Consider the following 25,927-nt stretch of genomic DNA (forward strand, 5'->3'; position numbering starts at 1 on the left):
AGTGCAAACCCATCGAATGCAAATGCCGAATCTTTGCCCAGTCATCCAAATTGATCACCTTCCATAGTGGCTAGGTGGCCCTGTTTTCAATCGGCAGAAACGGCATCACATTCGGTCGGCGTCAACACCTGACGTCGGCCATGAGTCGCTCCTTGCCGGATCTGGCCTGTTCGTTAGGCTGTATTTGATTGCTGCATCGCGTCGCCCACGTCAACGCAAAATAAAAGCCGACATGACGCAGAACCCTGAGATGCTCGGTGGTTATACGACTCGTGTCGGCTGTCCCACACTCGCCTAGGGCGCTTTGTCTCCATCCGCTATGAATGGCGTGAACCTAGCAGCAGAAACCCACGATTGTGCCCAAGGCCTCAGCACTTCTGCCCAGTTGAGCGCGTGACTCGCTCGTTGAACGCCGCGTCAGATCACCGCCGCGAGGAGCCGCCCAATTGCAGCGCCAAGAGGTATGGGCACCGCATTACCGATCTGCCGCGCGATGTCAGTACGCGAGCCAACAAACCGATGTTTTGGCCCGAACCCCTGGAGGATCGCTGCCTCGTAGTGGGTGATCGCTCGATCCTCTTCAGGATGAAGATATCGACCTTTCTCAGGCTTGAAGAATTCGGTGCGGATCGTCACAGAAGGACGGTCCCAATGGAGGCGTCCCATCACGTCGCCGGACCCGGTCTTATGAGTCACCCAACACTGCGCCATCAGCTCAGGGTGCGGCTCTAGGTTCCGTCGATTTCCCCCTGCCGGTATCACCGCGAATCGCTTCCGGGACAGCTCAGAGTAGTTGCGGCTCCAATGCAGGTCGCGAACCGAAAACGCACCTGCGTACTGTTTGCTATTGAACATGGTCCGGCGTTGACCGAAAACCTCGTCGCGATCAGGTATGCGTGGGACTCGACCAAGCGCGTTCTCTACTGTGGCGTATGGCAGCAAACCGTCAAGGGCTGAGTTGGCTGAGTGAGTGGGTTTTGGGATACCCGGAAAGCCCAAATCCCGGTGGTATCCGATGAGGACTGTGCGACGGCGAGCCTGTGGAGCACCGAAAGCGGCAGAGTTGAGCACTTCTGCTTGGAAGTCGTAGTCGGCCAGCATGCCCGTGCTCGAAGTCGCGGCCTTGAACCGAAGATATTGAGGTGATTTCTTGAACTCTGCGACGTTCTCTACGACGAAGTACTTCGGCGTTGCACGACGAATTGTCTGGGCGTATTCCTCCCAAAGAGTATTACGCTCGTCTTCGACGTCTTGCTTACCAAGGCTGGAGAAGCCTTGACACGGCGGCCCACCGATGATCAGATCCGCGGAAGGCACGTACTGCTCAGCGAGCCACGTCTTTATATCGCCCGCATAGACGAGTCCTTTGCCGTATGTCGCCTCGTACGAAGCGGCCGCGGCGCGGTCGATTTCTACGGCACCGACCGTCCGGAAACGATCTGACGCCGCGTGGAGGCCTGCGGTAAGCCCCCCCGCGCCAGCGAAGAGGTCGAGGACAGTAATTTCGGAAGTCACTTCGTCAGCGTAGTCAGCCCTTGTATCACCGTGTCGCCGGCGCGCCAGCGCACTCATCAGTCGGCCCCGAGAGAGGCGCGCAAAGGCTGGAGCACACCACCCATTAGACCGGTGACCTCGCGGCCACCCAGAACGAGCTGGCGATCGAGCAGTCGGTTGCCTGTCTCGCACGAAGTCTCACTCACCAAGGCGCAGCCGTGACAAGCGGAAAGATTAAGTTGGGAAGATCCCTGTCGGTCACTCTCGATGCAAACTGGATCGTTCGAACAGACGTCAGCATCATCAAGTGCCGCTAGAAGCAGTGGCATCAGTAGGTGAGGAGCCCCCAGCCGCACGAGGCCGCCCAGAGTTCCCTGTGCGTCACCCGCCGCCGTGTAAATGAGGATCCCCGCCATCTTGTCGGGTCTGTCCGATCGCGCGTAAATCCGCTCCTGAAGAGATGCTGATGAATAACCGCTGGCGAAGGCAAGGCGCCGCATCAGGAGGTGCGCGATTGTATGGAGGGCTATAAAACGTGGTTCGGGATCGTCAAGACGCGACAGCGCCCAATCCAACTGTTCGCGCCGATCCCTGAGTATGCGTGCTCGTGCCTGGACGTCTGCGCGATTCTCCCAGGCTGCTAGCGCTTCTTCGTCGAACTGAAGAAAAATCCCCTCTCCGAAGAGCTCGAGCGACGGGTATATCTGACGCTGCTTCGGGTCGCGGCCGAGATCGGCGCTGATGAAGTCCGCACTGGCGCTGTGCCGACGAAAGCCTTTTAACGCGCGTACCTCTCGGACGCGTTGGACCTGCCCTATACCTGCAAGTATCTGTCTAAGGTGCGGGGGGCCCGCGTCGATGAGTTCAGCTGACGACCAGCCGTCCACAACAAAATCGCCGACTGTCCGATCCTTACCGGTCGCAACTTTCTTCAAAAATGCCGCCCATTCACCCTCCTTGAGCACATGAATCCCGGTGTCGGTAGCAGACTCGTTCACCAGGGCGATCTGCAGAACCGCATCTGCATCGAGCCCAATCTCTTCGGCAATCCAACCCGCGATCATTTCGGATTTGGGACCGCCGTTGTCATCGACCAGGCGCTGGAAGTAGTCGTGGGCGCGAACCCTATCGACAAGCTCTTGTGAGTGGGGTTTTTCTTCGGGAATGTCTAGCGCAGATATGCGTTCAGCCATGTAGTTGCCTGTTGCTCCTCGTTGGACAGCGACGAGTTCCGCCTCGCAGGGTTGCAGCACGGAATCTTCCGGCTCCCATGGCTGGCGACCAGCGCACCGGATGCCAGCTCTTTGAAGAGTTCCCTCTCCTAAGAGTTCCGAGAGTGGCCGAGACCGTTTGCAGCCGTCGCAGACGACGCGGAGTGAAGCGAGGCCTTCTCCACTTGAACTTGAACGAACAAAGCGCAGTTCTTTGTAGGCGCGACAGACCCGCACCTCTTCGGTAACGCCTTTGTCGTGACCTCGATGCGCCCACTTGAACCAAGGCACGTCCTGTACATGGCTCCCAGACTTACAGACCATCACGTACCGCATCGGAACTAAAGCACCGCCGCACTCGCATCTATTCCGGAACTTCCCCTTACTGGTCCCAGTTAGTCTCGACAGCTTGAGACACCGTTCGCAGAATCTCCATGCAGGGAAACGCCAGTACGGAAGGGTGGCGGTGTCCTGCCCTGCATGCCCAGCATGGGTCGGAGCCTGCCTCAAAACTGGGCGTTGACGACCCGGCTGAAGCAGCTGATCGACAAGTCGGTCACAATGGATTTCAGGAGCTGTCTTTCTGTCCCACCACGATGTGTCGGGGGCGATGAGCGACTCTCCGCGGATATCCACAATCGCTCCCACACCGAACGGAGAGACTGTTTCCGAGAGACGCAAATCGTGCTTAATTTTTTGCACGCGGCACCTCCCGTTCTGGTTCCTGAACCTCGACAGCGACATTTGGTTCCACGGAGCGCATTGAATCTCCTACCAACCACCCGGGGCCGCTCTGACCGAACCGCTTCACAAGCGCCTCATCGCTTGGTAATCGCCGCTCGTATCGAAAGTGGGTACCCGATTTCCGCGCTGCCGCAGCCTTCTGATCCCACTCTCGAAGCAATTGCCAGACTTGGGCGGCTACGGCATCCCTTTCGTCCGCATCTGATCTTTGGACGAGGTCGAGGAACTGTTCGACCAGCGCTTCGACCGAGGTGCGCATCCGCGGGTCTGAGAGGTTCAATGCCTTCGCGCCGTCGTCCGGACCGAGTAAAGCAATTCCATGTCGTAGCAGCACGATGAGAGCGCCGCCCAGCGAACGGTCACGGGATGATAGCGACCAAGGTGTGACGCTGGTCGGCTCAACACTTCGATAGAGAGCATCATGGTATCCGCGGAAAGTCTCGAAGTGAGACCGGTCGCGCGCGCGGTTTGATCGGAACAGGGTCACGACGATGCCATTTACTTCACCGCGCCCGACCCGACTCGTAGCTTGGATGTATTCCGCAGTGGTCTTTGGTTGGCCGACCATCAGCATGAGCGCGAGACGCTGCACGTCGATGCCCACCGACAGCATGTTCGAGGAGAGCACTGCGTCCACCGCGTCCGCGGACTCGTCTGCGTTCATTCTTAGCTGCCTGAGGTCCTTTGGCAGCTCCTCGGGACCGCGGCGGCTGGTCAGCTCGAGCACCCGGTCGGCGTGTACCTCTCGAAGCGAGAGACTCAGCCGGTCTGCGCGCGTCTCAAGACGTCCGTTGACGTCATCGAGCAGCAGCGCACTCGAACGGCCCAGCTCGCGGAGACTGTTGTGGTACATCACAAATGTCCAGTACGGATCGACGTGGTCACCAATTCTCTCCGCTCCAGCGACTACGTGAGGTAACTCCAGCATCGGGGGGGCGGACGCGACAAGTGCGGTCGCCTGCGACACGCTCTGCGGCATCAGCCCCGCGTACAGCCGGCCCTCGCCACTGATAACAGGGCTGGCAAAGAATGTCTTATCTCCGTCAATTCCCGCAGGCGGATACAGAGCGACCTTCCGACCATAAAGGCCTTTGACCTGGTCGTCTGACGCTCGAATTGTGGCGGTGGATGCGACGATTTTCGGTCTGGTTCCTGACTTACTCAACAGGAGTTGCATCACCGTGTCGAAAACCGCGACTGTCGTCCCGAGTGGGCCCGAAAGTAAGTGCAGTTCATCTTGAATAATCAACGACGGCTGCCTGTATGGCATGTTAATCCCGAGCAGGCGCCCAGCTGATTCTTTGAACTGTAGTCGAGCAAACTTGTCTACCGTCGCGAGGAGGAAGGTAGGAGGATTCTCGTAGAGAAGCTCGTCCACAACATTCATTGGGAGGTCCCGAAGCGAGAACTCACATGTTGTGTTCACGCACCGGAAGACGACATCGTTGCCGATTTGACGGGCGCCGTAAGAGCGGCGCGTGTCGTCTTTTCGCGCAGGAACCAACTCCGTCAGACACCAGGGGCACTCGGTTATCTGAAAATCGTTTGCATCTTGCGGATGCTGCGCCTTGTAGAGCCGATCTAGGGCGTATTTGGCATCGTCCCGGGTCCCGGGAGTCGCTTCGTTCCCCACCCAGAGGCCGATAGAGAACGGCTTCATTCCGTTCGCTCGCGGATCGTCGGTACGAAGAATCTCCATCGCACAGATCAAGGAAGCAGCACGTTGGAACTGTTGAGATGTCAGCAGGCGCAGTGTATAGCGCGTGATTACGGCGGTTCCGCCCCCTGACCTGCCGTGCTCGATGCGGCGTAGGAAGATCACGACTGCCGCCAGCGCCAGATACGCTTCGGTCTTTCCGCCTCCGGTCGGGAACCAGATTAAGTCCACCAATGATCGATCAGAATGATCGTCGCTGACAGTCGAAGCAAGGGACACCAGAAGGAATCCGAGTTGGAACGGGCGCCACTTCGGTGTGGAGTCATTTTCTCCGCGGCCGAGAGCCGCCTGACGCATCTGAAGCTGCATCGCGGACATGGCGAGGGCAAACGAGCGCCGGAGATTCTCGGACTTCGGATTAGTGAGAAGGTCGACCCCTTCACGCATCCGCGTCGCTGCAATTTCAGCGCGGACGGCTATTGTCGCAGCCTCACGGCCAAGATCGATAGCTTCATCGCTTTGCTCTTGGACCCATGCAGAGAAGGCAGAGACGAAGAAGGTTAGTGCCTCCAGCACCGGCTCCGGCTTAGTATCGATGGTCGCCAAAAATGCGAGATGAAGCGAAGGACGCGCTCGATCGTCTAGCGAATCGCCCGCAGTCTGTGCGATCGCTGGCACGACGAACGACGGCACCGGGTCAAGCCTGATCCTGACACACTCTCCGTCTGCATCATTGTCCCAGCCCGCAGCCATTCCGTGTCCCACTGCAAACACTTTGCGCTTGCGGTATCTCAACCGCAGCTCTGCGGCTTCAGGGTCGACATCGATCGCCCGAGACACGTCGTACTCGAGGAAGTGTGCACCGTCGACAGGTCGACCTGACAGGTCGACCTGAAACAGCATCCGCGGAATGTCGGTGCGGTCCTCACCAGAACTCTTGGTGCGTAGTCGAACATGCAGCGTGACAAGCCAGTTCCGCCCATATGGGCGCCATCGTGAACCGATTTCGAAAGGAACGTCGCCAGCGTGAAACTGGCGAACCTGTGAGATGCCGCGGGTTAGTTCAACCCCCTGAAAGTCGTGCCCTACTCGTTGCCACCTCGGTAGTCCTCCATCGTCGATCGCGACGTAGGTGGCGGCAGAAAAATCGCAAAGCACGGTCTGGGTATCTGTCACAAAAGAGAGGGCCGCCGAAGAGGGCCGCCATTCTTCGGCAAGGGGGCTGGAGGCATCATCCTCTACATCCCCTTCGTCGACGTCCGCCATTACCGTTTGCTCCGGGTCGGCTTCACCTCCCGCAGCACTTCCCCGATCAGACGATCCATCGCTGGCGGGAAATAGCATGCCGACCGCGTACTGCAGCGAAGGACGATTCAGCAGGATTTCGTCGTCACCCTGTTCTGGACCGACATAGGCCGCGCGGAGATGATCCAGGGCCAACGCCTGTGCAGGAGTGAGCGTCACGCGCCAACTCCAGTCCGGCGGACCAGCGACTGAAGACGCCGTCGGTCCACATCGGAGGCTACGACATGCAGCGATACACGAGCCCGTGTCACGGCGACGTAGAGTGCTGAAATCGTGTTTTCGGTGTACTCCTCGGGAAGATCGCAAACGATTACGTGCTCAGCCTCGAGTCCCTTCGCGTTCCGGGGACTAAGGACTCTGATGCCGTCAATGACCTCGTCCACCGTGTTGTCGCCGTTTGCGGGTATCACCCAGATGTCAGAGCCGCGCACTCCATCCCGCTTGAACGACTTCGCGACCCGAATCGCATGGCCACGAGAATCGTCATGCGCGTTTTTTTCCCAATTGATTGGCTCGCCGTTCACGATGCCGGGATCTCCAACGTCAGCTGCGAGGTACTCCTGCACCATGTGAACGATGGCTCGAGTGTTCCGGACGTTCTTGCTTAGCTGATACTCGACGGCGTCCGAACTCACAAGCTCGAACACATCGTCATCAAAACGACCGTCCACGTGAGCTTGGTTGTTCGGATCGAGGAACATTCGCCATCTTCCCTCTGCTCGCCCACCGACCACGATCCGGTCTAGTACGTCCATTGCCTCGTCGTACATCAGGTCCTGAGCTTCATCGACGAGTAGTACATCGAACTGCCGTGATTTGTCGATGGCATCGAACTCGACAACCTCCACAGGACGACCCTCCAAGAGGGGTCCAAAGAAGTTTCGAAGGCCGAGAGACCGGAAGGTCACTAGGACTGACCTGCCCGCTGCAGCTTCCTGCTTCGCTGCCTCGGCCAGGACAATCGACTTTCCAGTTCCGGCGCCGCCGAGAACCATGATTCTTTGGTTTCGTGCCAAGCCGGCCAGCACTCGAGACTGATCCGCTGTGGCCACGGTCTGTTCATCGATGACCGCGCCTCGCTGAGCGTCGATAATAGGGAGGCGCGAAAACGCACCGAAGAGGCGGTCTCGGAGCTGGTCAAAGCGTGTTGGGTGGGCCGCCTTCGGGCCGGGGGAAATGGTAGATACAACGGCGTCGAGTGCTGAGGCAAGCTTTTCCACCGTCATTGAAGTCTTCACAAGCCAGTGAGTCGACTTCCACTCGGGTGACGTGGGCAAGGCATCGATATCAGGTGTGATTACGATCGCATCTGCGCGTACCCATCCGACTCCGTCCTCCCTGAGGATATTTAGCAGGGCGTGCATCGCGGAGCGCGCCTGCGTCATGGGTGGTTCCTTAAGCTTGTTCCAATCACCATGACGGTCTTTCGAGTACCAGGTTCCCTCGTGCTTCATGACTCCTCCGCCCTTCACCTCGACGACCACGACGGCGCCTTTCCAGAGAATTATGAAGTCTCCTTCGGAGGTCTGCTTGGAGGGATGGCTGCGTAGCTGCATCGAGTGGAAAGCGACTGCGTCGGGCGCCTGAATCTTGGCTAAGAGACGCGCAACCCGCCGCTCGGCGTCGCTCTTGACGTACTCCTCAATGCTCTGAAGGTCTGGGCTCATTATCACGACTGTTGCTCCTGCCAAAGTGCTTCATATTCTCGGAACCCTAGAAGGTTGTTGATGTCAGTGCTGCCGAAGTTGTCCGCCATGTCCACGATGAGGCATTCTTCCTTGCCGCCATTCTTGGGGCCTCGTAATCCGCGGCCTGCCATCTGGATGTAGGCATTGGGGCTGAATGTAGGTCGCGCAATGTATAGGGCCGTCACGCCTGGGGCGTCAAAGCCCTGAGTCAGTAGCTCGCAATTAGCGAGTACTTGAACCTGTCCGTCTCTGAACTTCTTGATCAAATCGCGTCGCTCCTGTCGGCCAGTCTGCCCGCTGACCGATGCGGCCTCTAGGCCTCGGTAGCGGAGCGTGGCGGCGAGAACCTGTGCTGATAGGACGTTCGGTGTGAAGACGAGGACCGACCGTCCTCGTTCAGGCTCGAGGTTCATGATGCTGTTGACAAGGATGCCCATTCGCACGTGGTCGGCTGCTACGCGATCAAGAACTTGGCCGCTGACGCGATTTGTCCGCTTCGCCTCCCGCGCCTCGTCCTCAGAGAGCCGAACCACGGCGCCCTGAAGCACGTCGTGCTTGACTCGCGCTAGAACACCTAGCGCCACTAGCTCCTGATAAGGGTTCTGCTCGAACGCCGCGAGTTTTCTTCTGCCGAAGCGCATCGCGAGCTGGTCTGTCGCCTGCGCCGATGTGCCCTTGAATGGCGTCGCGGACAGACCAATGAGAGGTCGTTCGAAGCTTCGACCGTCCACGCCGAGCCATGAGAGGATGCGTGTGTAGCGAGTAGATGTTCCGGCTACGTGGCCCTCGTCAATGAAGACGGCGGCGGCCTCGCTCAGCCACTCGTACTCCGCGTTCCCTAACACCACCTCAAGCTTGGCGTCCGTGGCCACGACAACACTGTGGGCGGTGTCCGGCTCCTGAACATCATTGCCCTCCCAAAGACGCCCAATCGTCAGTGGTATGTCGATTTTCTGTTCAGTGCAAAGTCCCCGCCAAACCTCGCTGAATGTCTGCACTGCTTGCTCACATAGCTCCTGAGACTGGGCTACCCAAAGAACGGGTCCGGTCAGTTCGCCGTCGATAAATGATTGGAGGATGGTCTGCGACGCGACACGCGTCTTGCCAGCGCCGGTTGGCAGCTCAACCATCGCTTTTGACCGTCGTCCACCGTCCCCAGTCTCAAGCAAAGTGGACCGTAGTTCGGCACTTATGCGCGTCTGGTACTCGTGCAGTTCGGGCAGGATTGTGGCCCCGGGCACGACAAACTCGGCATCTTGCCGCTGCGTGCGTTGTCCGGCGTACTCAGCACCGAAGCCCATCTTTCGTAGCCAGGTAATCGTCGCCGCACCACCGGCCCACTTTGTCGGGACGTCTGGAAATCCTTCTCGCCGGAACAGATCGGCTAGCTCGCTAACCGTGTCTTTTCCGTAGACCGATAGGCACAGTTCCGCGATCGACGTGGTGTGCGACACGAGTCCTTGAGCTTCCAGACCCTGCCAGAGACCCTTTGGAAGCTTTTCTCTCAAATCGTCGGCACCAAAATAAACCTCAAGACGATCGGTATCTGAAGAGGCCGACAGTGCGTCCTGCCTGATCAGCTCCAAGTGGTGAGCGAGCCCGACCTTCAGAACCTGCTCGACGTCCGCGTTATTGAGCCCGAGATCAAAGGCCTGGCTGGCGAACCGAAGGGTCTCTTTATCGTCAAGGCCGGCTATCGCGGCAAAGTTCACTCCATCGCGATAAAAGTTCAGGGACTGTGTCTCCACGCCGTCCTCAGTTGTGACCCACTTCGCGATCGACTCTGCACGCGAAAGCGTCGCGCTAGCCAGATCCTCTCCACTGGGCCAATTTCTAAGTCCGGTGAACACATCCAACAGCCGTTCCGGCTCCGTCTGACCATCGATCCTGATCGAGAACGCAAAGCTGTCTTCGAATCGGAGGCACCCGACTTCGATTACAAGTCGTTCGGCTTCTGGTTCAGTTACTCGCAGGAATGGACGCTGGTGCTGCGCCAGGTAGTCGCGCTGCTCGTCGTCCACGGCCAGATATACGGTTCCCGTTGGGCGTGACTCGATCGCTCGACCCACTCTTGCTGGCACCCGAGGAGGTCGCCCGTCCGGGTACGCGAGCGACGAGGCCTCTAGGACGAAATGTACGAGCAAGGAGTCATCGAACCGGGGCGGCAGCAACTCCACCTCGAGGGCATCTCTAAGAACCTCTGCTGGAATCGACGAGAGTTGTTGCGGCAGTTGAAGAGTGTCGACGACACCTCGAGGCCCCTCGTAGAGCGGCAGCAGATCGCGATACTCCATAAGCGATGGCGCGACGGCTTGAGAAATTGGTCTGAACCCTCGCGATGTGCGCAGTAGACCAGCGCGCTCGACAGCCCACCGAACCGGCGATTTCACCCGGTATGAGATGCCAGTTGCAAAGTCTTCGCAGTCCCACGGCGCGTCCCCGAAGGCCAGCAGTCCCTGAGTCCAGAACTCTCGGAGCTGATTACTAGCACCCGCTCTCTGGAGGATGAGCAGTGCCGAGAACGGCCCCGCCGATTGACCCTGGCTGGGGAACAACGACACTTGCTCGATCGGCCGATCCCCAGGAGTCAACTGACTGTTGAGGTCCGCGATCACGTCGCTTTGATACTCCTCAGCGGCGGACTCGTCCTCAAAGGAGTACGCGCCCTGTGGAGCGTCGACGACCCCAATCGCACGGGCGAGCGCGAGGACGCACCGCTGTCGATCGAGGAGAAGAGCACCGTCGGTACCTGGCAATTCTCCTTCGATATCTAACACTCGCTGGGGCCACTGCCAACTTCCGTCGCGTGCGGGCACGAGTACCTGGGCGGATGGCATGTCCCGAATAGCGCTAAGGGCATCGCGGGTGCTTACCCCAAGCGCCGCATCCCAAAACTTCTCTTGCAGTTCCGGGCTGGCGGCGGATGAGAGTTTGGCGAGGCGAGCGTTCAAGATAGCAACCGGATCAAGGTCGCGGAAGCTCGCGGATCGAAGGATTTTTTCGATATCGGGGTACGCCAAGAAATCGGGTTCGACGAACACGGCGCCGTCGATGTCGAGATCGTCAGCTTTTGACAAGAACACAAGAGAGCGGTCAGCCAGTGCGCGAAGCCCATCAGTAGTCGGGATAACGCGGGCCTTGTCCGCTTCCTCGGCTCCACGGTTGCCCATTACGAGTTTTAGGGCATTCGCTGCCGACTCAACGTCTGAGCCCTCTGCCCATTCGCGGAGCCAGGACTGGATACCCCGCTTTGGCACACGCTCGAGTGCACGTTTCATGTCGCGTCCGTCTTCGTCAAATCTGTCCGGTTCTACACTCACGGCGAAGAGCTGCCTTAGACGAGCGGTCCGTTGGGTTGAGCTGTAGCACCGCCAATGCGGTACATCACTATCGGTATTCGGTGATGCAATCCACGCCTCGTGCGCGACTTCAGGGACCTTCCATTCGCAAGTCAAGTCCAGTGGTTTCAGCTTGTCCGGAGTGCGAAGCAGACCGTCGCCATCTGGTATGAGAGGTGCCGCAACCGCAAGCGGGGGCACCAGCGCGCAAAGGACCTCGTCGCCGAAATATATTGCCTCTCGGCCTCGAGCCGGGAGATAGTCGAGGTGGGCCGCGGGGTCTGCATCTGTGCTGATCCGTGGCAGGAGTTCAACGAACATTTCTGCAAGCGTCGCGAGGACCTCTCGGTTGTACTTGTTTCGAAGCAGTGTCGTGCGGTCGTCATTCACGCTCCACGGAGCGTTGAAAAAGGCGGTGGCTGATGTTCGATCTTGCAAAGGAAAGTAGCTCCAGAACTGACCCACCTGAGTGCCACTGTCGCCCGCATCTGGGTTTGCCCGTCTGGGCTTCAACGGCACCGCGACACTTACCTTGATCTCGTTCCTAGAGACCGCTTCCCCGACTTCACGTCTCGCGTCCGAACTCGGTGCATGCATTCGTTCGCTGACCAACCACTCGTCACCCGTTGCGTCGGGGCGTTCAATCTTGAATCGACCGCTCCCTAATTCTTTTGAGACGTGACTAGTGCTGAACCCTTTCTCGCCAAGGACGGAAAGTCTCACCTCCCTGACGGCGCTGACAAATAGAAGGAACTCGGAAGAGAATGTCTCCATCTCGCGGCGGAGCTTGTCCGTGTTCTCGATCTCGGGGAGACGGACAATCGTTGTAGCCCACAACGACAGTCCCCGTGCGATTGGATCTTCAGTAAATAGTTGATCTGCGTCGAGCACTGTCGCGGTTCGGAGAGCTGGTAGTCGTCGGTCTGCGGAACCGACCCCCTTGATGGCCGCTTGTGCTTTTGCGGAATTAAACTCGAAGGAGACAGCTCGGCTTAGGACCTGAGGCGAGTCTGTGACTGCGAGCACTGATTTAAAACCAAGCCCAAACCGCCCGATCTCATCTCCACGCTTGCCGCTTAGATGAGCATGTGTGATTGCGACGAGACCATTTTTTGTAAACGGGCGGCCGGAGTTTGCGCAGTAAAGGACCCTCGTCGTTGGATCGAGAACGATTTCAACCCGGCCCAGTGCGCCGTCCTCGCTCGTGCCAGCCATGGCATCGGCAGCATTCTGCACAAGTTCCAGCAGCGTACGGCTTGCGTAGCCGCCAGTTCGGATGGACTCTTCGTGGTTGGCATGCTCGGTAATGAGTGTGGGCTTCGCGTTGTATGCGGCTATCGCGCTCTCGAACTGCTCTTCGATTTCGCGCACAAGTGCACTATCGGGCTCCCACGCCTCAATCGTCTTCGACATTCCCGCCCCCGGTCGTTGATGAGTTCTTCCCAAACTTAGCGGCGGCCCACAACTTTTGATGACAGGTGGGTAGGTTGCAGTGGGGTCTAACTTAAAGCTAGATATAGCCCCACTGGCGTGTCTATTGCGTTTAAGGCTAGATACATCTCTAGTCTCATGACATGGCTCCTCGTCGCTTGCCTCGTGGCACACGAATCGATGCGGTAACGCTCGGGTACAAGATCGAGCGGCCGCAAAAGGACCGCCTCGACGGAATCGCCCGCAACGCTGGCGTCTCTAGTGCCGTTTTGATCGAAAAAATGCTCGACCATCTGGAGCTGACAGACCAGGGAATCCCAACGTGGTGGGAGCCCCTTCCGCGTGATGGGGAGTTGCCTATCGACTCGGCTTAACGAGAGAGGCCCGCCGCAAGCGACGGGCCTAAAGCTCTGGCTCCCACCTCGGGATGTTTGGCGACAGAAGAGGTTTGGAGCATTTGGTTCAAAGAACCGGCTTGATGGCCGGGCCTTTGGTGTACCTCCCGAAGGAGACGAGTACATCGTACCTCAGCTGGGACTAGCTGTCCCGTCACGCATTACAAACATGCCTTCTGGCGTGTCGGATCCCCTGTTCGTACCGTTTTCGGTGCCACAGGATGCCCCCAGATCGCCTATTTCGGAACGCTCAGGTTCATGGAGCCTCGAGGCCCCTGCTGGCGCCTACGCGCCAATCCCGGCCTGGACATCATCTGCGGCCTGGTTTGACGCCGTTATGGACGCACTCCAGACGCCCGGGGGTGAGGAGCTCCGCCGGCATGCGAAGGTCGCACCAGACACCCTCCTCCGTGTCGCCAACGCCGACCGGGTGGCCGCTGACGTGACTACAGGGCGTGGTGTGGCCACCGCCCACGAAACTGTGGCTGCCGTGCTGGGAATGTGTAAAAGGACTGTGCAGCGGGCCCGTGGGCTGCTTGAGGCACTCGGACTGGCTGTGACAGTTGTCGAGGGCCGCTACCTGACCGTCGCGGAACGGAAAGCCGCAGAACGCGCGCACGGCGGCCGCCAGATTCGTGCGGCATCCGTCCGTGCGTTGACCATGCCGAAAGGTGTGGCTGTGGAAAATGTCCATCTACCCCGTAGGGGTTCAGTTTCTTCTATAACTCATGATCTAAAAGTTAAACAAACGCGCGCGAGCGCGCTGAAGTCGGCCGCCTCACGGCGACCTCCAGCATCGACAAAAAGAACCCCCTCCCCCGGCACCCGAAAATTGGTTCAGCCGAGGTCATTGCAGCTGCAGCGGTTCGCTGGACAGCTGGTTGCGAGGATGCGGTGGCTGGGTGATGGCCGGCATATCGGGCGGGTGTGTCAAATGCTCGAGAAGTGCCAGGTCGATCCGGACCGGTGGACGGTTGCGGCGTTCATCGACGCCATCAACCGCGGCAACATCACAGCCGGGGTCAGCATCGTCGACCCCGCAGACCAGCGTGACCCGGTCGCATATCTCGCGTGGCAAATCCGACGCGCGATCGATCCTGACGCACCAACGCTCACCGAAGAAGCACACCTCCGCGCCATCCAAGCCCAAACTGAACGGGAAGCACGCCGCCTCGAACGGGAAACCGAAGAACGACGTTGGGCGAACCGGGACGAGGCCGCGATCCAGGCCGCGATTGATCAGATGCATGCCGAGCACGCCGAACGAGAACGCCACAAACGTGCCAACCGATGAACGAGCGCCTTGTGCCGGATGGGTTTAGAACCCGGCTCTGCTTTTCGCGGGCGACTGGCCGGTTTGCAGTTAGCCGGCTTGGAAGTAGGTTCGGAGCCGTCCTGCCAGGGTGTGCAGGTCTCCGGCGTCGAGGCGGGCGACGATCTCGGCGACGGTCCGGGGCGGATTTTTGGAGGCTGCCGCGATCGCGCGCACCGCATCCGCGACGATTGCGCTGTTGGTGTCGAAGAGGTCCGTGAGAAACACGTCCGGGTGCTGCGCAATAACCCCGTGGGGTTTCAACGCATCGGCGGGGAAGTCTTTGAGGTTGAAGGTGACGATCACCTCAGCTTGCGCGTGGATCGCCGCGGCGAGGACGTGCCTGTCGTCCGGGTCCGGAAGCTGAAGGCCTTCGATGAGGTGTTCGTGGCCGGTTATGGTGACGTCTCGGATGGCGTCGTTCATCAGGGCCCGGGTGCGTGCCAGGCTTTCGGTTTTCAGATCGGGCCGGTTGAGGATGAGGTTACGGAAAACCTCGTCAAGGATCAGCTCCGACCATCTCGCTCGAACAGCACCTTTAGTTGCGACACGGATCAGGAGATCGCGAAGCAGGGAAGGGTAGAGAACGTTCGCGTCATAGACCGCCGTGACGGTCACTGATCAAAACCCAACTCCTGACTCAGCTGCACCAAAGCATCCGCTGCCGTCTCACGCCGGGCGTCGTCTCGGGACTTGAAAAGAAGCAACGATTCGGTGTCCACCCGGCGGTGAGTACCGACCTTTCGGTACCCGATCTTGTTTTCCTCTAGCAGCTTGATCAGGTACGGCCGGGACACGTTCAACATCCCGGCAGCCTGCACGGTGGTCACCTCCGAGTCCCTCGGCAAAACGCTCACGTGCTGACCTGCTGCAAGGTTTTTCAGCGCCGCCACGAGCACGTCAGAAAGCTCGGCCGGAATCTGTACCGGGGTGTCTTCGCCAACGATCGAGAGAGCAATCACTTGACGGCCCGCCGACGTTTCAGTGGCGTGCCGCACACGCTCCAAAGCATGCCGGGCGAGACGCTCAACATCCTCGTTCGGCGCACTGCTCATAGCAATCGACATGAACCCACCCTAACTCTAAATGCAATAAGTGCAATGGCGTGGTTGTCGGGGAGTTGGCAGAGTGATGGTGGCTGGTGATACGTAGCTCGCGACGGTCTTGTGCGCGCGAGACCAGCAAAGTCACTTCGTCTATCCCGGCGGGTCTGTTCTCTGGTGGCCGGTCTAGGCGCATGCGGTGGCGGATTGTGGGCTGAACGAATCTGTCCCCAACAAGCCGGGTTCCGAAGCAGACGTGTCACCTCGCGGGGAGAACCATGTGGTCACGGGGCTGGAGGGTATGGCCTTAAGAGGGGTGTGTGATAGATGTGTTGCAGGAGGTGTTGTGGTGGGTGCGCTACCTGTTCGTTTGTCGGAGGAGGACATCCGCCGGCTCGAGGCGTTAGCGGCGCGGACGGGGAGGTCGAAGACGTTCCACGCCCAGGAGGCTGTCCGGGAGCATCTGGCGGATCTGGAAGAGCGGTACTGGGCTGATGATGTCATCGCCCGGTGGGAAGCATCAGACCAAATTTCTCGGCCGGCGGATGCGTTGTGGGCTGGGCTTGACGTGTGACCGGGCGGCAACCGCGGACGGTAGCGGAACACGTTGACGCTCTTCGTGTTGACCCGGTACTGATGGGTCAGGTCGATGTACTTCTCCGTCGGCGCCGTGTGGAAGGCTTCCTCCTGGGTTACTGGACAGAGGGGCTCCCCACAGACGCGCAACGCTCCGCTATACAAGAAAGACTGAGCCGACTCAGCGACCTCGCGGCAGCCGCCCTCAACCAGAACCCACCGGAAGAAGAGCCCACCCCCGAGAAGCCGACGCCTGCCGTTTCGTCGAACACATAGACACGCTCTGACCGTAACGCGGACCGCGTCTAGCCGGCCTTTCAGATCAGACGGCAAAAGGACACTCACCACCCCTGCAGACTTGTTTACCGGGGTGAGGGATTACCGCGAGCTTTCACGGCGACCGAAGAAAATAGCGCGGTCACCCCAGCCCGGATTTCACGGGCCTGGTTATAGCTCCATGGCGGGTCGGGTGAGTGCGTGGCGGGCGAACGCGACACCGACCGGTGTCGCGGTGCCCCAGGAGCGGTGTTTTTCGTCGTCGTTGAACGCGCCTAAGCGTCGGAGTATCCGCCAGGGGTCCGCGAACAGGTGGAACGCACGGTCGGCGCTGATCCGCTGGCCAGAAGCGTCACCCCAGCCGATCGACCACAACCCGTCCGCGACCTCGGCCGTATAGTCGGTGCGTGTCGACACGGTGGGGGTCGCCATGGCGAGGAGGAAGAACTCTGTTGCCCGCACCTCCACCTCGGACGGCCGGGCCAGCAGGTATTCGGCGAGGTGGTCCCACAACCCGGCAGGGTCGCCGGTCAGGCGCCGGCCAAGCGGTGTGGGGAGCAGAACGCCTTTCCGGCGGTGCAGGAGCCGCATGGCCATCATCATTTCTCGGTGATCAAGGACCGGGATGGTGAGATCTTCGCGGTTCCCTTTCCCGATCCAGTCCTTCTCCCAGCCCAGCTCCGTCATCGCCTTGGTCACGACCGCCGGCGGCAGGTAGCCGGCCGCTGTCAGGGGGACACCGCCACCTGAGACCTGGTCAAGGAACCACTGAAACGGACGCACGAACTCCGTCTTCACTTCCTCGTCTACCGGCACCGGTTCGTCCAGCCGGGCCTGACGGACCTGCTTTCGAAACGCAGGGATGGCGTCAGGGCGCATTACAGCCTCCAGACCGTCCACAACTGTGACCGTCCGAGGTGCAGGATCCGTGACGTCTTCAGCTGGCGAACTCATACCCGCCTGCCCGGGCTTCTCGGTGAGAATGGTTTGGCCGAGATCCCGGACGGTGGTGTTTTCGTGGGCGGCCCAGGCCTGCAGGGTGCCGGTGACGGCGAGGATCCCGCCGTCAAGGATCGCCTTCCCGCTGTGCCGGCGGTGGAGCCCGCTGATCGAATCGAACGCCCGGCCCTTCCCGGCTAGCGCGAGAACATCCGACGCCGCCGTGCGGGACTGTTTATCCCACGCCGGCACCCGGATACCACGCAACACAGGCAGGAGGGCCGGGTCGGTGTGCCAGGTGTCTAACAGGCCGAGGCTGACACCGATCACGTGCGCGATCGACGGCCTGTCACCCACGGGCTCTGGTTGAAGCCCGGCAATCACACCCCGGGCGGTGTCCGTGCGGCCTTCGCTGATCGCTTCCGACGCCAGCCGGAGGATCGTGAGCGCCTGCTGGCGGGTCCGGCCCACGGGCACGAAGCGTTCGAAGTTCCGCCGCTCTACCGCCCGGCCGATCGCAGCGTTCAGCGTCTCAAGGTCCGGGGCTTCGAGGTTGTTGATGTCAAAACCGTCCTCGGCCAGCAACGGCCCGATCTCCTGCAACAGTTCCGCCGCGAGCCCAGGCCGGTGCACGACACCGGCCTCACGCATCAGCCGCTGCACCTCAGGATCATCAAACGGGCCCACCACCCCCTCAGACTACGACCCCGAGTCCCAACACAACCATCGTCAATTCGGGCCACAATCCGGCACCGTGGGGTGATGCTGCCGGAAAGCACGTCGGAATGCGCTAGCAGCAAAAGAAGGGTGCGCTCTCGCCTGGTGCCGGATGGTTAGTCGTAGATGGTGGCGCGGTTACCGATGTCGAGAGCGATGATGACGAGCTCACCGCGGCGGATGTCGAGGATGGTGCGGTAATCCCCGACCCGGATCCGCCACAAACCGGTGTACGGCCCGGTCAGAGCCTTGCAGCGGGCTGCCGGGTCCTCCAGTCGTGAGAGGTCATCGAGGGACTTCAGAACACGCCGGGCGATGGAGAAGTCAAGTTTCTTGAGGGCACGGACAGCGACCCGGTCGAACTCGATCCGCCATAAAGCGTCGCTCACTCGTCAAGCTCAGAAGTCAGCCCGTCAATCTCAGAACGGGTGATCCCGAGCTCGGTCATTACGTCAGTAAACGGAACTGTGTCGCGGGTCCCGGCACGGATTGCCTCGGCCCGGCCCAGAACACCGTACGCGTGCTCCATGTCATCCAAATGCTCTGACAGAGCCTCACGGAGATAGAACGCCGCCGGGCGGCCGGTGGACGCGCTGAGCGTATCCAGTCGGCCCTTCAAATCGGCCGGTAGACGAACACTCACAACCCCTGTAGACATGTTTACAGTATGGCGCCGTTTCGGGCGCCCAGAACCGTCCGGCACCGTCGAGAAAGAAGATCCGGGCATGACACGTCGGCGGATTACGGGATGAACGAACCTGTCCGTGCCAAGGTGCGCTCCGAAGCAGTTGGCGCCTCGTGGGACAGGGCCATGCGGTCACGGAGCGCAACGGCCTGCTGGTGGTGGCCCTGGTAAGGGTGTGTGATGGATGCTGTCGCGGGAGGTGTTGTGGTGGGTGTGCTGTTGATTCGTTTGCCGGATGAGGACATCCGCCGGCTCGAGGCGTTAGCGGCGCGAACGGGGAAGTCGAAGACCTTCTACGTCCGGGAGGCTGTTCGGGCGTATCTGGCGGATGTGGAAGAGCGGTATTGGGCTGATGGTGTCATCGACCGGTGGGAAGCCTCGGACCAGGTCTCTCGGCCGGCGGTTGTGTTGTGGGCTGGGTGTGACGCGTGACTGGGCGGAAAATGTGGGCACCCGCGGAGCATAGTGACGCTCCCCGTGTCTGACCCTGCGGTGATGGGTCAGGTTGGTGCGCTTCTCCGGCGGCGCCAGGCGGTGAAAGAGCACGCGGCGGCGTTGAGCCGGGCGCGGGATGTCGTGTCGCCGGCGGCAGCTGCTGCAGCCCAGGCGCGTGAGAACCTCATCCGGGTGGTGCGGGACGAGTTCGGGTTGCACACCAGCACCCAGGTTGCGACGTTGATGGGGTCCCGAAGCCCTGGCCGGTCTTTGGCGTCTGGTCTTCGGACGGCGGGGAAGCTGTTATTTATTCGACGGTTGAACGCGTACCAGTACCCGGGGTTCCAGTTCGATGGTTCCGGCCACATCAGACCCGTCATTGCACCCTTGATCCGGCTCGCGAAAGAACGCGGCTGGGACGTGGAGGACGCCGGGTTGTGGCTGCTCTCCGGCACACGGTACCTGCACGGCGACCGGCCCGTCGACAACCTCGACAACCCGGAGGTTGTACTCGAAGCGGCGGGCGAGGCATGGGCCCAGAAATGGTGACGGGTCTCTGATGCCCACACCCCTCCCCCACGCGACCTCATGTGATTCTGCACCTGACAGGCGTTACTGGTCAAAGTGATGTTGAGTGGGCCCGCACGGGGGCCGCTTTTGGAGTTTTGCTGTTAGAGGGAGTCGATGAGTTCGCGCATGAGCTGGGAGGCGGTGGTGTGGCGACCGCGTGCGGCTTCGTCGAGTTTGGCGCGGCGTGCGGCGTCGAGGCGGAGCGTGAACGGGCGCGCCTGAGCGCCGACACTGATGGGGCGTCCAGGCTGTGAGGGGCCGAGGTGTTTCCCGGTGTAGCCCTGCCCGGATTCGGTGTCGGCACCCCATCGTTCGATGTCGTCGTCGGTGAACGGGGTTCCGTTCACGTCGGTGTATTCAGCCATTCTGGTTACCTCCTTAATCCAACCTCAATAAGAGTCCTCGTCGTTGCTGGCATCGCGTGAAAGACAAGCCAGCCGTCTGGTTCGTCTTCTACGGCGACGTATTCCAGCAGCCGCCCGGATGCGTCTGTTCCCACACCGACCCACTGCACCGGATGAGTGTCACGCGCCCGTGATCGCAGAGTGTTTTCGAACGCCTGAACCACATCGTCAGCAGTGACCTCGGGATGCCGCCCGGTCACTCTCGGATGCACTTGCACACGCACTAACACACCCGCCGATCTTTTCGTACTGCATCTACTGTAGTACGAAATACGAGGGCTTGCTCCACGTCGAAAAACAAGACGTGATCTATCGGATGCACGCCGAGCATGCCGAACGCGAGAAGCCCGATAGCCGGAATAAGCCCGCCAAACCGTTGAATGCCGTGCGTGCCGATGCTTACAGGAACAGTGTCCGTTTATTGCTTCGTTCCGGTGTCACCGGAATGCAGTAACGCGGTACGACAGCCGCCAGGCAGATCGGCGACAGCGTCCTGAAGGGGTGAAGCCGGTAACTCCTGCGATGCATGTCGGGGTGCACTCACCACTTCTGCCAGCAGAACCGACTGGAACCAACTGCGGAGACAGACGGGAGCCGAATGCTTGCTGACCCGTTCACCACGGGAACAGTGACGGCACGCTTAGATATCTTGGAGCAAGCTATGGCGTTACCCGGGGTAACTTGCTTGCGCACCTCCCCGCGTGGCGGTGGGTGCGGGGCATACTGGTCGTATGGTCCCCGCTGGTGGCGGGTTCGCTGCGCTGGGCCAGAAGGGATTGGAACCGTGTCGGAGTCGTCGCGTGAGGGCCGTCTCTTCGGCCGGCGCCGGCGTGCGAACGTGCCGGTTGAGCAGCGTCGAACGAAACGCTACGAAGTCTCCGTCACCCCGACTGAGGACGCGCATTTGCGTGCCCGTGCAGAAGTCCTTGGTGTCACGGTGCCGCGTCTGTTGTTCGAATCCGCGATGAACGCGCAGGTTCGGACGGATACGGAGTGGAAACTTGTTGGGGCTGAGTTGTTTCGGGTGTCGCGGTTGTTGAAGTCGGTGTCGGACAACATGAACCAGCTCGCCAGGTTCGCGAACACGGAGGGCGTCTTCCCGGCGGAGGCGGAGGGCGTCTTCCCGGCGGAGGCGGAGGGCGTCTTCCCGGCGGAGGCGGAGGATGTGTACGCGGAGTACCGGAGGTTGGTGCCGAAGCTTGAGGCGACGATCGACAGGTTGGCGGGCCAGTGAGAACGAACATCACCCGCGGCTCTCAAATGGGTGGGCTCATGTCCTACCTGGTCGGTGGCGGGAAGACGAACGAGCACACCGAACAGCACCTCGTGGCCGGGGACCCGAGCATCATGGCCATTCACGGTGGCGGAGCGGTTCTTGACCGTGCGGCCGCGTTAGAGATCGCGAAGAGTTTGGACCGACCGCGGAAGTTCTTCGGTGTCGAAGTGACACGTCTCGCGGTGCGGAAGGACGCCGACGGTGTCGCCCAACGGGATGCTGCTGGTGCGATCGTGAAGGAGCGTGTGCAGGCTGACGTGTGGCACTGCTCTTTGTCGTTGGCGGCTGAGGAGGGTCAGCTGTCGGATGAGAAGTGGGCGCGGATCGCGACGGACTTCGTGCACCGGATGGGGTTCGCGGGCGACGAGTCGGGGAGGGCGGATTGTCGGTGGGTGGCGGTTCGTCACGGGGTGTCGAAGAACGGTAACGACCATATCCATATCGCCGTCTCCCTCGTCCGCGAAGACGGCACGAAAGCGGCAGTGCACCGCGACTTCCAGCGTTCTCAGACTGTGAGTCTGGAGCTTGAGCGGGAACACGGGTTGCAGCTGTCGAACCAGCCTGACCGGGAGCTTGGCGAACGTGGCATCACGCCCGGGGCGCGTGAGGCGGCGTCACGCCGCGGGCAGGTCGAGGTCGACGCGCACCGTCTCGAGCGCGCCGTACGGGCCGCCGCTGTTGCGTCCGTTGACGAGGCGGAGTTTGTGCGCCGGATGCGGCAGACCGGTGTCCTCATCCGGCCCCGTTACGCAACCGGGCGGGACGATGTCATCGCCGGGTACTCCGTCGCGCTCCGCCCCGAAAAAGGGCAGCCGGCCGTGTGGCATGGCGGCGGGAAACTCGCCCGCGACCTGACCCTCCCCGAGCTTCGGAAAGGATGGCCCGACCGGCCAGAAACCGCCACCGACGCCGCCGCGGAATGGCGCACAGCCGGGGCAAACCCGGCCCATTACCAGCCTGTAAAGCCTGGCCGGGAGACAGCGCCACCGACTCCGGAGATGTGGCAGCAGTACGCCCGGGATCTCACCCGCCTTCAGGAACAGATGCGGGGTGTTCCTGCCGGGGACCGGGATGCGTGGGCGCGCGTCGCGAAAGAGGCATCGGGGGCGTTCGCGGCTTGGTCCCAGCGCATCGAAACAACCCCGGGCCCGCTAGCGGAAGCATCACGATCCCTGGCGCGGTCTGCGCACCTCCGCGCCTACGAATCAAAACCCCGCCCGGTGTCGTGGCCGACCGCTGCGGGCGGCGCCGCGGTATTCCTGCACGCCACCCAGACAGCTAAACCCGCCCCAGAGGTACTCATCGTGCTGCAGGAGCTTGAGAAGCTCAGCCGCGCCCTCAGAGACATGCACCACGCCGCCGGCGACGCCCGCAGGGCCCGCGACATGACCACCACCATCCATGAACGACTCCGCACCGTCACGCAGCCATCACCCGCTACTAGGACCCTCACGGCCACCACTCCCCGGCCGGTGGTGCAGCTGACGGCAAAGCAGGAAGCATTCGTTGCCGAATGGCGCCAAGGCCAGATGAACGTCATCGCAGAACTCAACCGTCATGCAGACAGCTACCGGAAAACCCTTCAAGGTGCCGCCGAACAAGATGAACGTGCCACCGCCTGGGTCAGGTCCGGGCGCCTCTCCCCCGACGACGCAGCCCGCCACACAGACACCCTCCGTGCTGCCGCAGCTGAGGCCCAAGCAACCTGGAAACCCATCCAACAGGCCCGCATCAACGAACTTTCCCACTTGCAGCAGGCCGCGACCGCGAAAGCGCGAGAAGACGCCGCCCAAATTATTGACGCCGAAAAACGCGCTGCCACCGCCGGCCTGTTCGCCAAACGCGGCGCCCGCGCCGACGTCGCCGCACTACGAGCCACCGTGCAGGCCGAACATCCGACACCCGTGCCCGAGGGAATCCATAACCTCCAGCAGTGGGTACACACCGACACACGGCGAATTGTTCAAGACGCAGAACGTAACGAACCCGCTGACGTTTCACGCGCCCGGCTGGTGAAAGAACACGCTGAAACTGCAGCGGCCAGAGCAGCGAAAACCGAAATCACAAACCAGGCAGAGTGGACTCAGTCAGTCCATCAGATGAGCGTCGAGCACTACGGCATCATGCGGAGATACCACCAGTCTCTGCCCGCGTACGGGCAGCTCCCCCCGATCGAGGCCGCCCAGCAGCACCTTCCCCCACTCGAACGGCGCATCCAAAACGCCGTCACCTTCATAGCGAAGTTCGACGCGTCCGACCCCGAACAACAACTCGCTAAAGCCATAGCCGCAACCACCGCGCAACAAGAACATGATCGACAGGCAGCACAAGCGGCGCAAGCCGACCGTGAAGCCGCAGAACAAAACCGCGACCGGCACTGGACTCCGCCTACCCGGTCTGACCAGGAACGAGACCGCGGCTATGAGCGGTAACTAGGCAGATGACTGCTGAAATAATTATGTCCTGACAGAAAGACGTAATTAAACACATCGAGTGCTCTACCCTGTGTTTTAGGGGGCTTTTAAAAATAACCGGCATAGCTAGAGGGCAGAGACCAGCACCTGAGTAGCCCATTCCTGGCTGGGCTGTACTCGATACCGATGTAGGAGCCAGCTAGATAAATACGTCATGACGGACGTAATGACATATGGACATAAAGAAGGATAGATAGATAGACGTAAATAAAGTACGCTAGAAGCGTCAAAGGAGAAGCATGCCCCCCAGGATTACGGCTATTGGCAACAGAAAAGGTGGCGTGGGGAAGACTTCTGTGACCCTTGGGCTAGCCACCGGTCTAACTCTGCTAAATAAACGAGTACTGGTCGTCGATCTCGATCCGCAGGCCGACACAACTGCCGCACTCGAAGCGCACGGCGAATTTGACATCTTCGACGTTCTATACGGGGGAGAAGCTGGCACACTCGGGCAGGCAATTACTAGAACCTCCTGGCGGGGGATAGATGCAGTACCCAGCTCAGGTGCGCTGTCGAGAATCGAGTCCGAGTCATTGATGACTCCCGAAATGCGACTTAAGACCGCAGCATGGGACGCCGTCGAACTAGAGCAATACGACCACATTCTCGTTGATCTACCCCCAGCGTTGGGCCGATTGACTCTAAACGGGTTGATCTGGGCCGAGACAGTTATTGCCGTCACCGAGCCCGCGGCGTTTTCGGTCAAAGGGGTGGGGGAGTTCCTGGACACAGTCAACAAAGTGAAGGGATTACCTCACCTCAATCCGGGCCTCACCTTCCAAGGGATCATCGTCAACAAGCTCAGTTCACCAGCCACCGCGGAACACTCTTTCCAGATCAACGAGCTAATCGGCGAGTACGGCGACAGGGTGCTCGAGCCATATTTACCGCTGAGAACTGCAATGCAGGATTCGGTTAGCGGCCGCATACCGCTTACAAAGCTCACGAGCAGAGGTGCGTCAATAATGACGGAGCGCTTTGTGGAGCATGCGCGACGAATAGACGGAGGAACTAAATGAGTCCAATTGACCGCAAGTCATCCATTCGCAAAGCGCCGGCCGCTGACGTTGTCGAATCGATAACGCGAACTCCTACGGCGCCAGCTGGCGCCGACGCAGGCACCGGCAAGGTCAACGGGGGAGGAAAGTTCGTCCCGGCTGACCGGTCAGCACCTGAGCCTCGACGTGTAGGCGCGGGTCGACCAAGAAGTAAACGCCGCATGGAACCCTTCTCGTCAAAGATCGAAATTGCCTTGCGGGATCGCCTAGACGAGTACCTGCAAGCAAATGGAATGACAGTCGTGGATTTCCTAGACGCTGCCATCCGCGACCGGCTTCAGAAGTAGTGACACGACCGGTTCTCGTTCTCCTGCTTCGTAAGCGGCCTCGGCAGTTAGGTCATCAAGAAGTTCGACCCTATGTAGCCAGGATAGGACGACGTAGCCCTGATGAACGTCCTTCCAGCGTGACCAAAATACTCACTGGGCAAGAGTCAACAAAACCGTCAGCAGTCCCGATTGCCAGGCTGGCTTTCGTCGTCATGACCATGATCAAGGCGACATCGTTTTATTGCCGGGATCGCATCACCCCGTCCCGGCTCAGTCCCGATTCCATATCGAACGATTCACGGAGGAAGCCATATTGATCGAGACGAAGCAGCCCTCCAAATGGTCGGACGAACCGGCTACCTCGATTGCCGACGACCGATTTGGCCGAGACACGTTCGCCAAGATGGTCGCTACGCGTATCGATGAATCGCTCGTGGGACGCCCAAGCACTGTCTTCGGCCTGGTCGGCCCCTGGGGTGGAGGGAAAACCTCCCTGCTCAATATTGAATATTCGCTTTTGTGGGCACCGCTTTTGATGCGGGTGAGCACCGTTGTTCAGGTGCCTGGTTTGCGTCGTTCAGCACCATGATCGGTGTGGTTGAGCACCACCTGTGAAGCTCCTCCCACCAT

19 protein-coding genes are annotated in these 25,927 nt (G+C 60.4%); 7 read left to right on the plus strand and 12 right to left on the minus strand.

What is annotated here, in order from left to right:
- Positions 1-417: 417 nt before the first annotated feature.
- The 8 genes from B7R22_RS17770 to B7R22_RS17815 form a co-directional block, all read right to left on the minus strand.
- Positions 418-1,515, minus strand: a complete 1,098-nt coding sequence (locus B7R22_RS17770) for a DNA cytosine methyltransferase (RefSeq protein ID WP_253259155.1) — start codon at positions 1,513-1,515, stop codon at positions 418-420.
- A gap of 56 nt (positions 1,516-1,571) precedes the next feature.
- The gene (gene drmB / locus B7R22_RS17775; RefSeq protein ID WP_253259156.1) at positions 1,572-3,449 is read right to left on the minus strand and encodes a DUF1998 domain-containing protein; all 1,878 of its coding nucleotides are present in this window, start codon (positions 3,447-3,449) and stop codon (positions 1,572-1,574) included.
- Positions 3,394-6,570 carry a helicase-related protein gene (locus B7R22_RS17780; protein WP_116413033.1) on the minus strand — a complete coding sequence of 1,059 codons (3,177 nt, stop codon included), beginning with the start codon at positions 6,568-6,570 and terminating at the stop codon, positions 3,394-3,396. Before B7R22_RS17780 ends, drmB begins: the two co-directional genes overlap by 56 nt.
- On the minus strand, positions 6,567-8,078 hold the full coding sequence (locus B7R22_RS17785; protein ID WP_216363523.1) for an NERD domain-containing protein: 1,512 nt from the start codon (positions 8,076-8,078) through the stop codon (positions 6,567-6,569). Before B7R22_RS17785 ends, B7R22_RS17780 begins: the two co-directional genes overlap by 4 nt.
- Positions 8,079-8,080: 2 nt before the next feature.
- Complete coding sequence (locus B7R22_RS17790; protein WP_216363524.1) at positions 8,081-12,808, minus strand: sacsin N-terminal ATP-binding-like domain-containing protein; 4,728 nt, start codon at positions 12,806-12,808, stop codon at positions 8,081-8,083.
- A 1,302-nt stretch (positions 12,809-14,110) separates the two neighbouring features.
- A complete protein-coding gene (locus B7R22_RS18920) occupies positions 14,111-14,539 on the minus strand; it encodes a hypothetical protein (protein ID WP_147305452.1) in 429 nt (142 codons plus the stop codon).
- 87 nt (positions 14,540-14,626) lie between these two features.
- On the minus strand, positions 14,627-15,193 hold the full coding sequence (locus tag B7R22_RS17810) for a PIN domain-containing protein (protein ID WP_116413039.1): 567 nt from the start codon (positions 15,191-15,193) through the stop codon (positions 14,627-14,629).
- Positions 15,190-15,642 (minus strand): excisionase family DNA-binding protein, encoded by a 453-nt coding sequence (locus B7R22_RS17815; RefSeq protein ID WP_216363525.1) that lies wholly within the window; start codon positions 15,640-15,642, stop codon positions 15,190-15,192. Before B7R22_RS17815 ends, B7R22_RS17810 begins: the two co-directional genes overlap by 4 nt.
- Before the next feature lie 277 nt (positions 15,643-15,919).
- On the opposite strand from B7R22_RS17815, the gene relB (B7R22_RS20355) reads away from it, so the two are divergent.
- The gene (gene relB / locus B7R22_RS20355) at positions 15,920-16,192 is read left to right on the plus strand and encodes a type II toxin-antitoxin system RelB family antitoxin (RefSeq protein ID WP_116413048.1); all 273 of its coding nucleotides are present in this window, start codon (positions 15,920-15,922) and stop codon (positions 16,190-16,192) included.
- Positions 16,193-16,641: 449 nt separating this feature from the next.
- Here relB (B7R22_RS20355) and B7R22_RS17825 read toward each other — a convergent pair whose 3' ends face one another.
- The 3 genes from B7R22_RS17825 to relB (B7R22_RS17835) form a co-directional block, all read right to left on the minus strand.
- The gene (locus tag B7R22_RS17825; protein ID WP_147305453.1) at positions 16,642-18,072 is read right to left on the minus strand and encodes a hypothetical protein; all 1,431 of its coding nucleotides are present in this window, start codon (positions 18,070-18,072) and stop codon (positions 16,642-16,644) included.
- Between the two features lie 170 nt (positions 18,073-18,242).
- Positions 18,243-18,515, minus strand: a complete 273-nt coding sequence (locus B7R22_RS17830; RefSeq protein ID WP_253259157.1) for a type II toxin-antitoxin system RelE family toxin — start codon at positions 18,513-18,515, stop codon at positions 18,243-18,245.
- Entirely contained in the window at positions 18,512-18,784 is a 273-nt protein-coding gene (gene relB / locus B7R22_RS17835; protein ID WP_216363527.1) for a type II toxin-antitoxin system RelB family antitoxin, read from the minus strand. The genes B7R22_RS17830 and relB (B7R22_RS17835) overlap by 4 nt, the downstream gene beginning before the upstream one ends.
- A gap of 207 nt (positions 18,785-18,991) precedes the next feature.
- Here relB (B7R22_RS17835) and relB (B7R22_RS17840) point away from each other — a divergent pair, with 207 nt between their 5' ends.
- Entirely contained in the window at positions 18,992-19,243 is a 252-nt protein-coding gene (gene relB / locus B7R22_RS17840) for a type II toxin-antitoxin system RelB family antitoxin (RefSeq protein ID WP_216363528.1), read from the plus strand.
- A 45-nt stretch (positions 19,244-19,288) separates the two neighbouring features.
- Positions 19,289-19,795 carry a hypothetical protein gene (locus tag B7R22_RS17845; protein ID WP_147305454.1) on the plus strand — a complete coding sequence of 169 codons (507 nt, stop codon included), beginning with the start codon at positions 19,289-19,291 and terminating at the stop codon, positions 19,793-19,795.
- Between the two features lie 122 nt (positions 19,796-19,917).
- Here B7R22_RS17845 and B7R22_RS17850 read toward each other — a convergent pair whose 3' ends face one another.
- Positions 19,918-20,181, minus strand: coding sequence for a CopG family transcriptional regulator (locus B7R22_RS17850; RefSeq protein WP_116413042.1), 264 nt, complete (start codon positions 20,179-20,181; stop codon positions 19,918-19,920).
- A gap of 700 nt (positions 20,182-20,881) precedes the next feature.
- Here B7R22_RS17850 and B7R22_RS20485 point away from each other — a divergent pair.
- From B7R22_RS20485 to B7R22_RS17880, 4 genes are all read left to right on the plus strand, one after another.
- The gene (locus tag B7R22_RS20485; protein ID WP_437184158.1) at positions 20,882-21,454 is read left to right on the plus strand and encodes a plasmid mobilization protein; all 573 of its coding nucleotides are present in this window, start codon (positions 20,882-20,884) and stop codon (positions 21,452-21,454) included.
- Positions 21,455-21,567: 113 nt separating this feature from the next.
- Complete coding sequence (locus B7R22_RS17865) at positions 21,568-23,928, plus strand: relaxase/mobilization nuclease domain-containing protein (protein WP_437184159.1); 2,361 nt, start codon at positions 21,568-21,570, stop codon at positions 23,926-23,928.
- Between the two features lie 281 nt (positions 23,929-24,209).
- Positions 24,210-24,989 (plus strand): ParA family protein, encoded by a 780-nt coding sequence (locus tag B7R22_RS17870; protein WP_116413044.1) that lies wholly within the window; start codon positions 24,210-24,212, stop codon positions 24,987-24,989.
- A gap of 621 nt (positions 24,990-25,610) precedes the next feature.
- Complete coding sequence (locus tag B7R22_RS17880; RefSeq protein ID WP_216363530.1) at positions 25,611-25,886, plus strand: P-loop NTPase fold protein; 276 nt, start codon at positions 25,611-25,613, stop codon at positions 25,884-25,886.
- The last annotated feature ends 41 nt before the right edge of the window (positions 25,887-25,927 follow it).

The sequence above is a fragment of the Subtercola boreus genome, from assembly GCF_003399635.1.
Taxonomy (GTDB): Bacteria; Actinomycetota; Actinomycetes; order Actinomycetales; family Microbacteriaceae; genus Subtercola; species Subtercola boreus_B.

Coding starts and splice junctions, on each gene's coding strand:
- drmB (WP_253259156.1), bottom strand. CDS start 3,449: ATGTCGCTGTCGAGGTTCAGGAACCAGAACGGGAGGTGCCGCGTGCAA.
- B7R22_RS17785 (WP_216363523.1), bottom strand. CDS start 8,078: ATGAGCCCAGACCTTCAGAGCATTGAGGAGTACGTCAAGAGCGACGCC.
- B7R22_RS17815 (WP_216363525.1), bottom strand. CDS start 15,642: ATGTCGATTGCTATGAGCAGTGCGCCGAACGAGGATGTTGAGCGTCTC.
- relB (WP_116413048.1), top strand. CDS start 15,920: ATGGCCTTAAGAGGGGTGTGTGATAGATGTGTTGCAGGAGGTGTTGTG.
- relB (WP_216363527.1), bottom strand. CDS start 18,784: ATGTCTACAGGGGTTGTGAGTGTTCGTCTACCGGCCGATTTGAAGGGC.
- relB (WP_216363528.1), top strand. CDS start 18,992: ATGGATGCTGTCGCGGGAGGTGTTGTGGTGGGTGTGCTGTTGATTCGT.
- B7R22_RS17850 (WP_116413042.1), bottom strand. CDS start 20,181: ATGGCTGAATACACCGACGTGAACGGAACCCCGTTCACCGACGACGAC.
- B7R22_RS20485 (WP_437184158.1), top strand. CDS start 20,882: ATGGCGTTACCCGGGGTAACTTGCTTGCGCACCTCCCCGCGTGGCGGT.
- B7R22_RS17865 (WP_437184159.1), top strand. CDS start 21,568: ATGGCCATTCACGGTGGCGGAGCGGTTCTTGACCGTGCGGCCGCGTTA.
- B7R22_RS17870 (WP_116413044.1), top strand. CDS start 24,210: ATGCCCCCCAGGATTACGGCTATTGGCAACAGAAAAGGTGGCGTGGGG.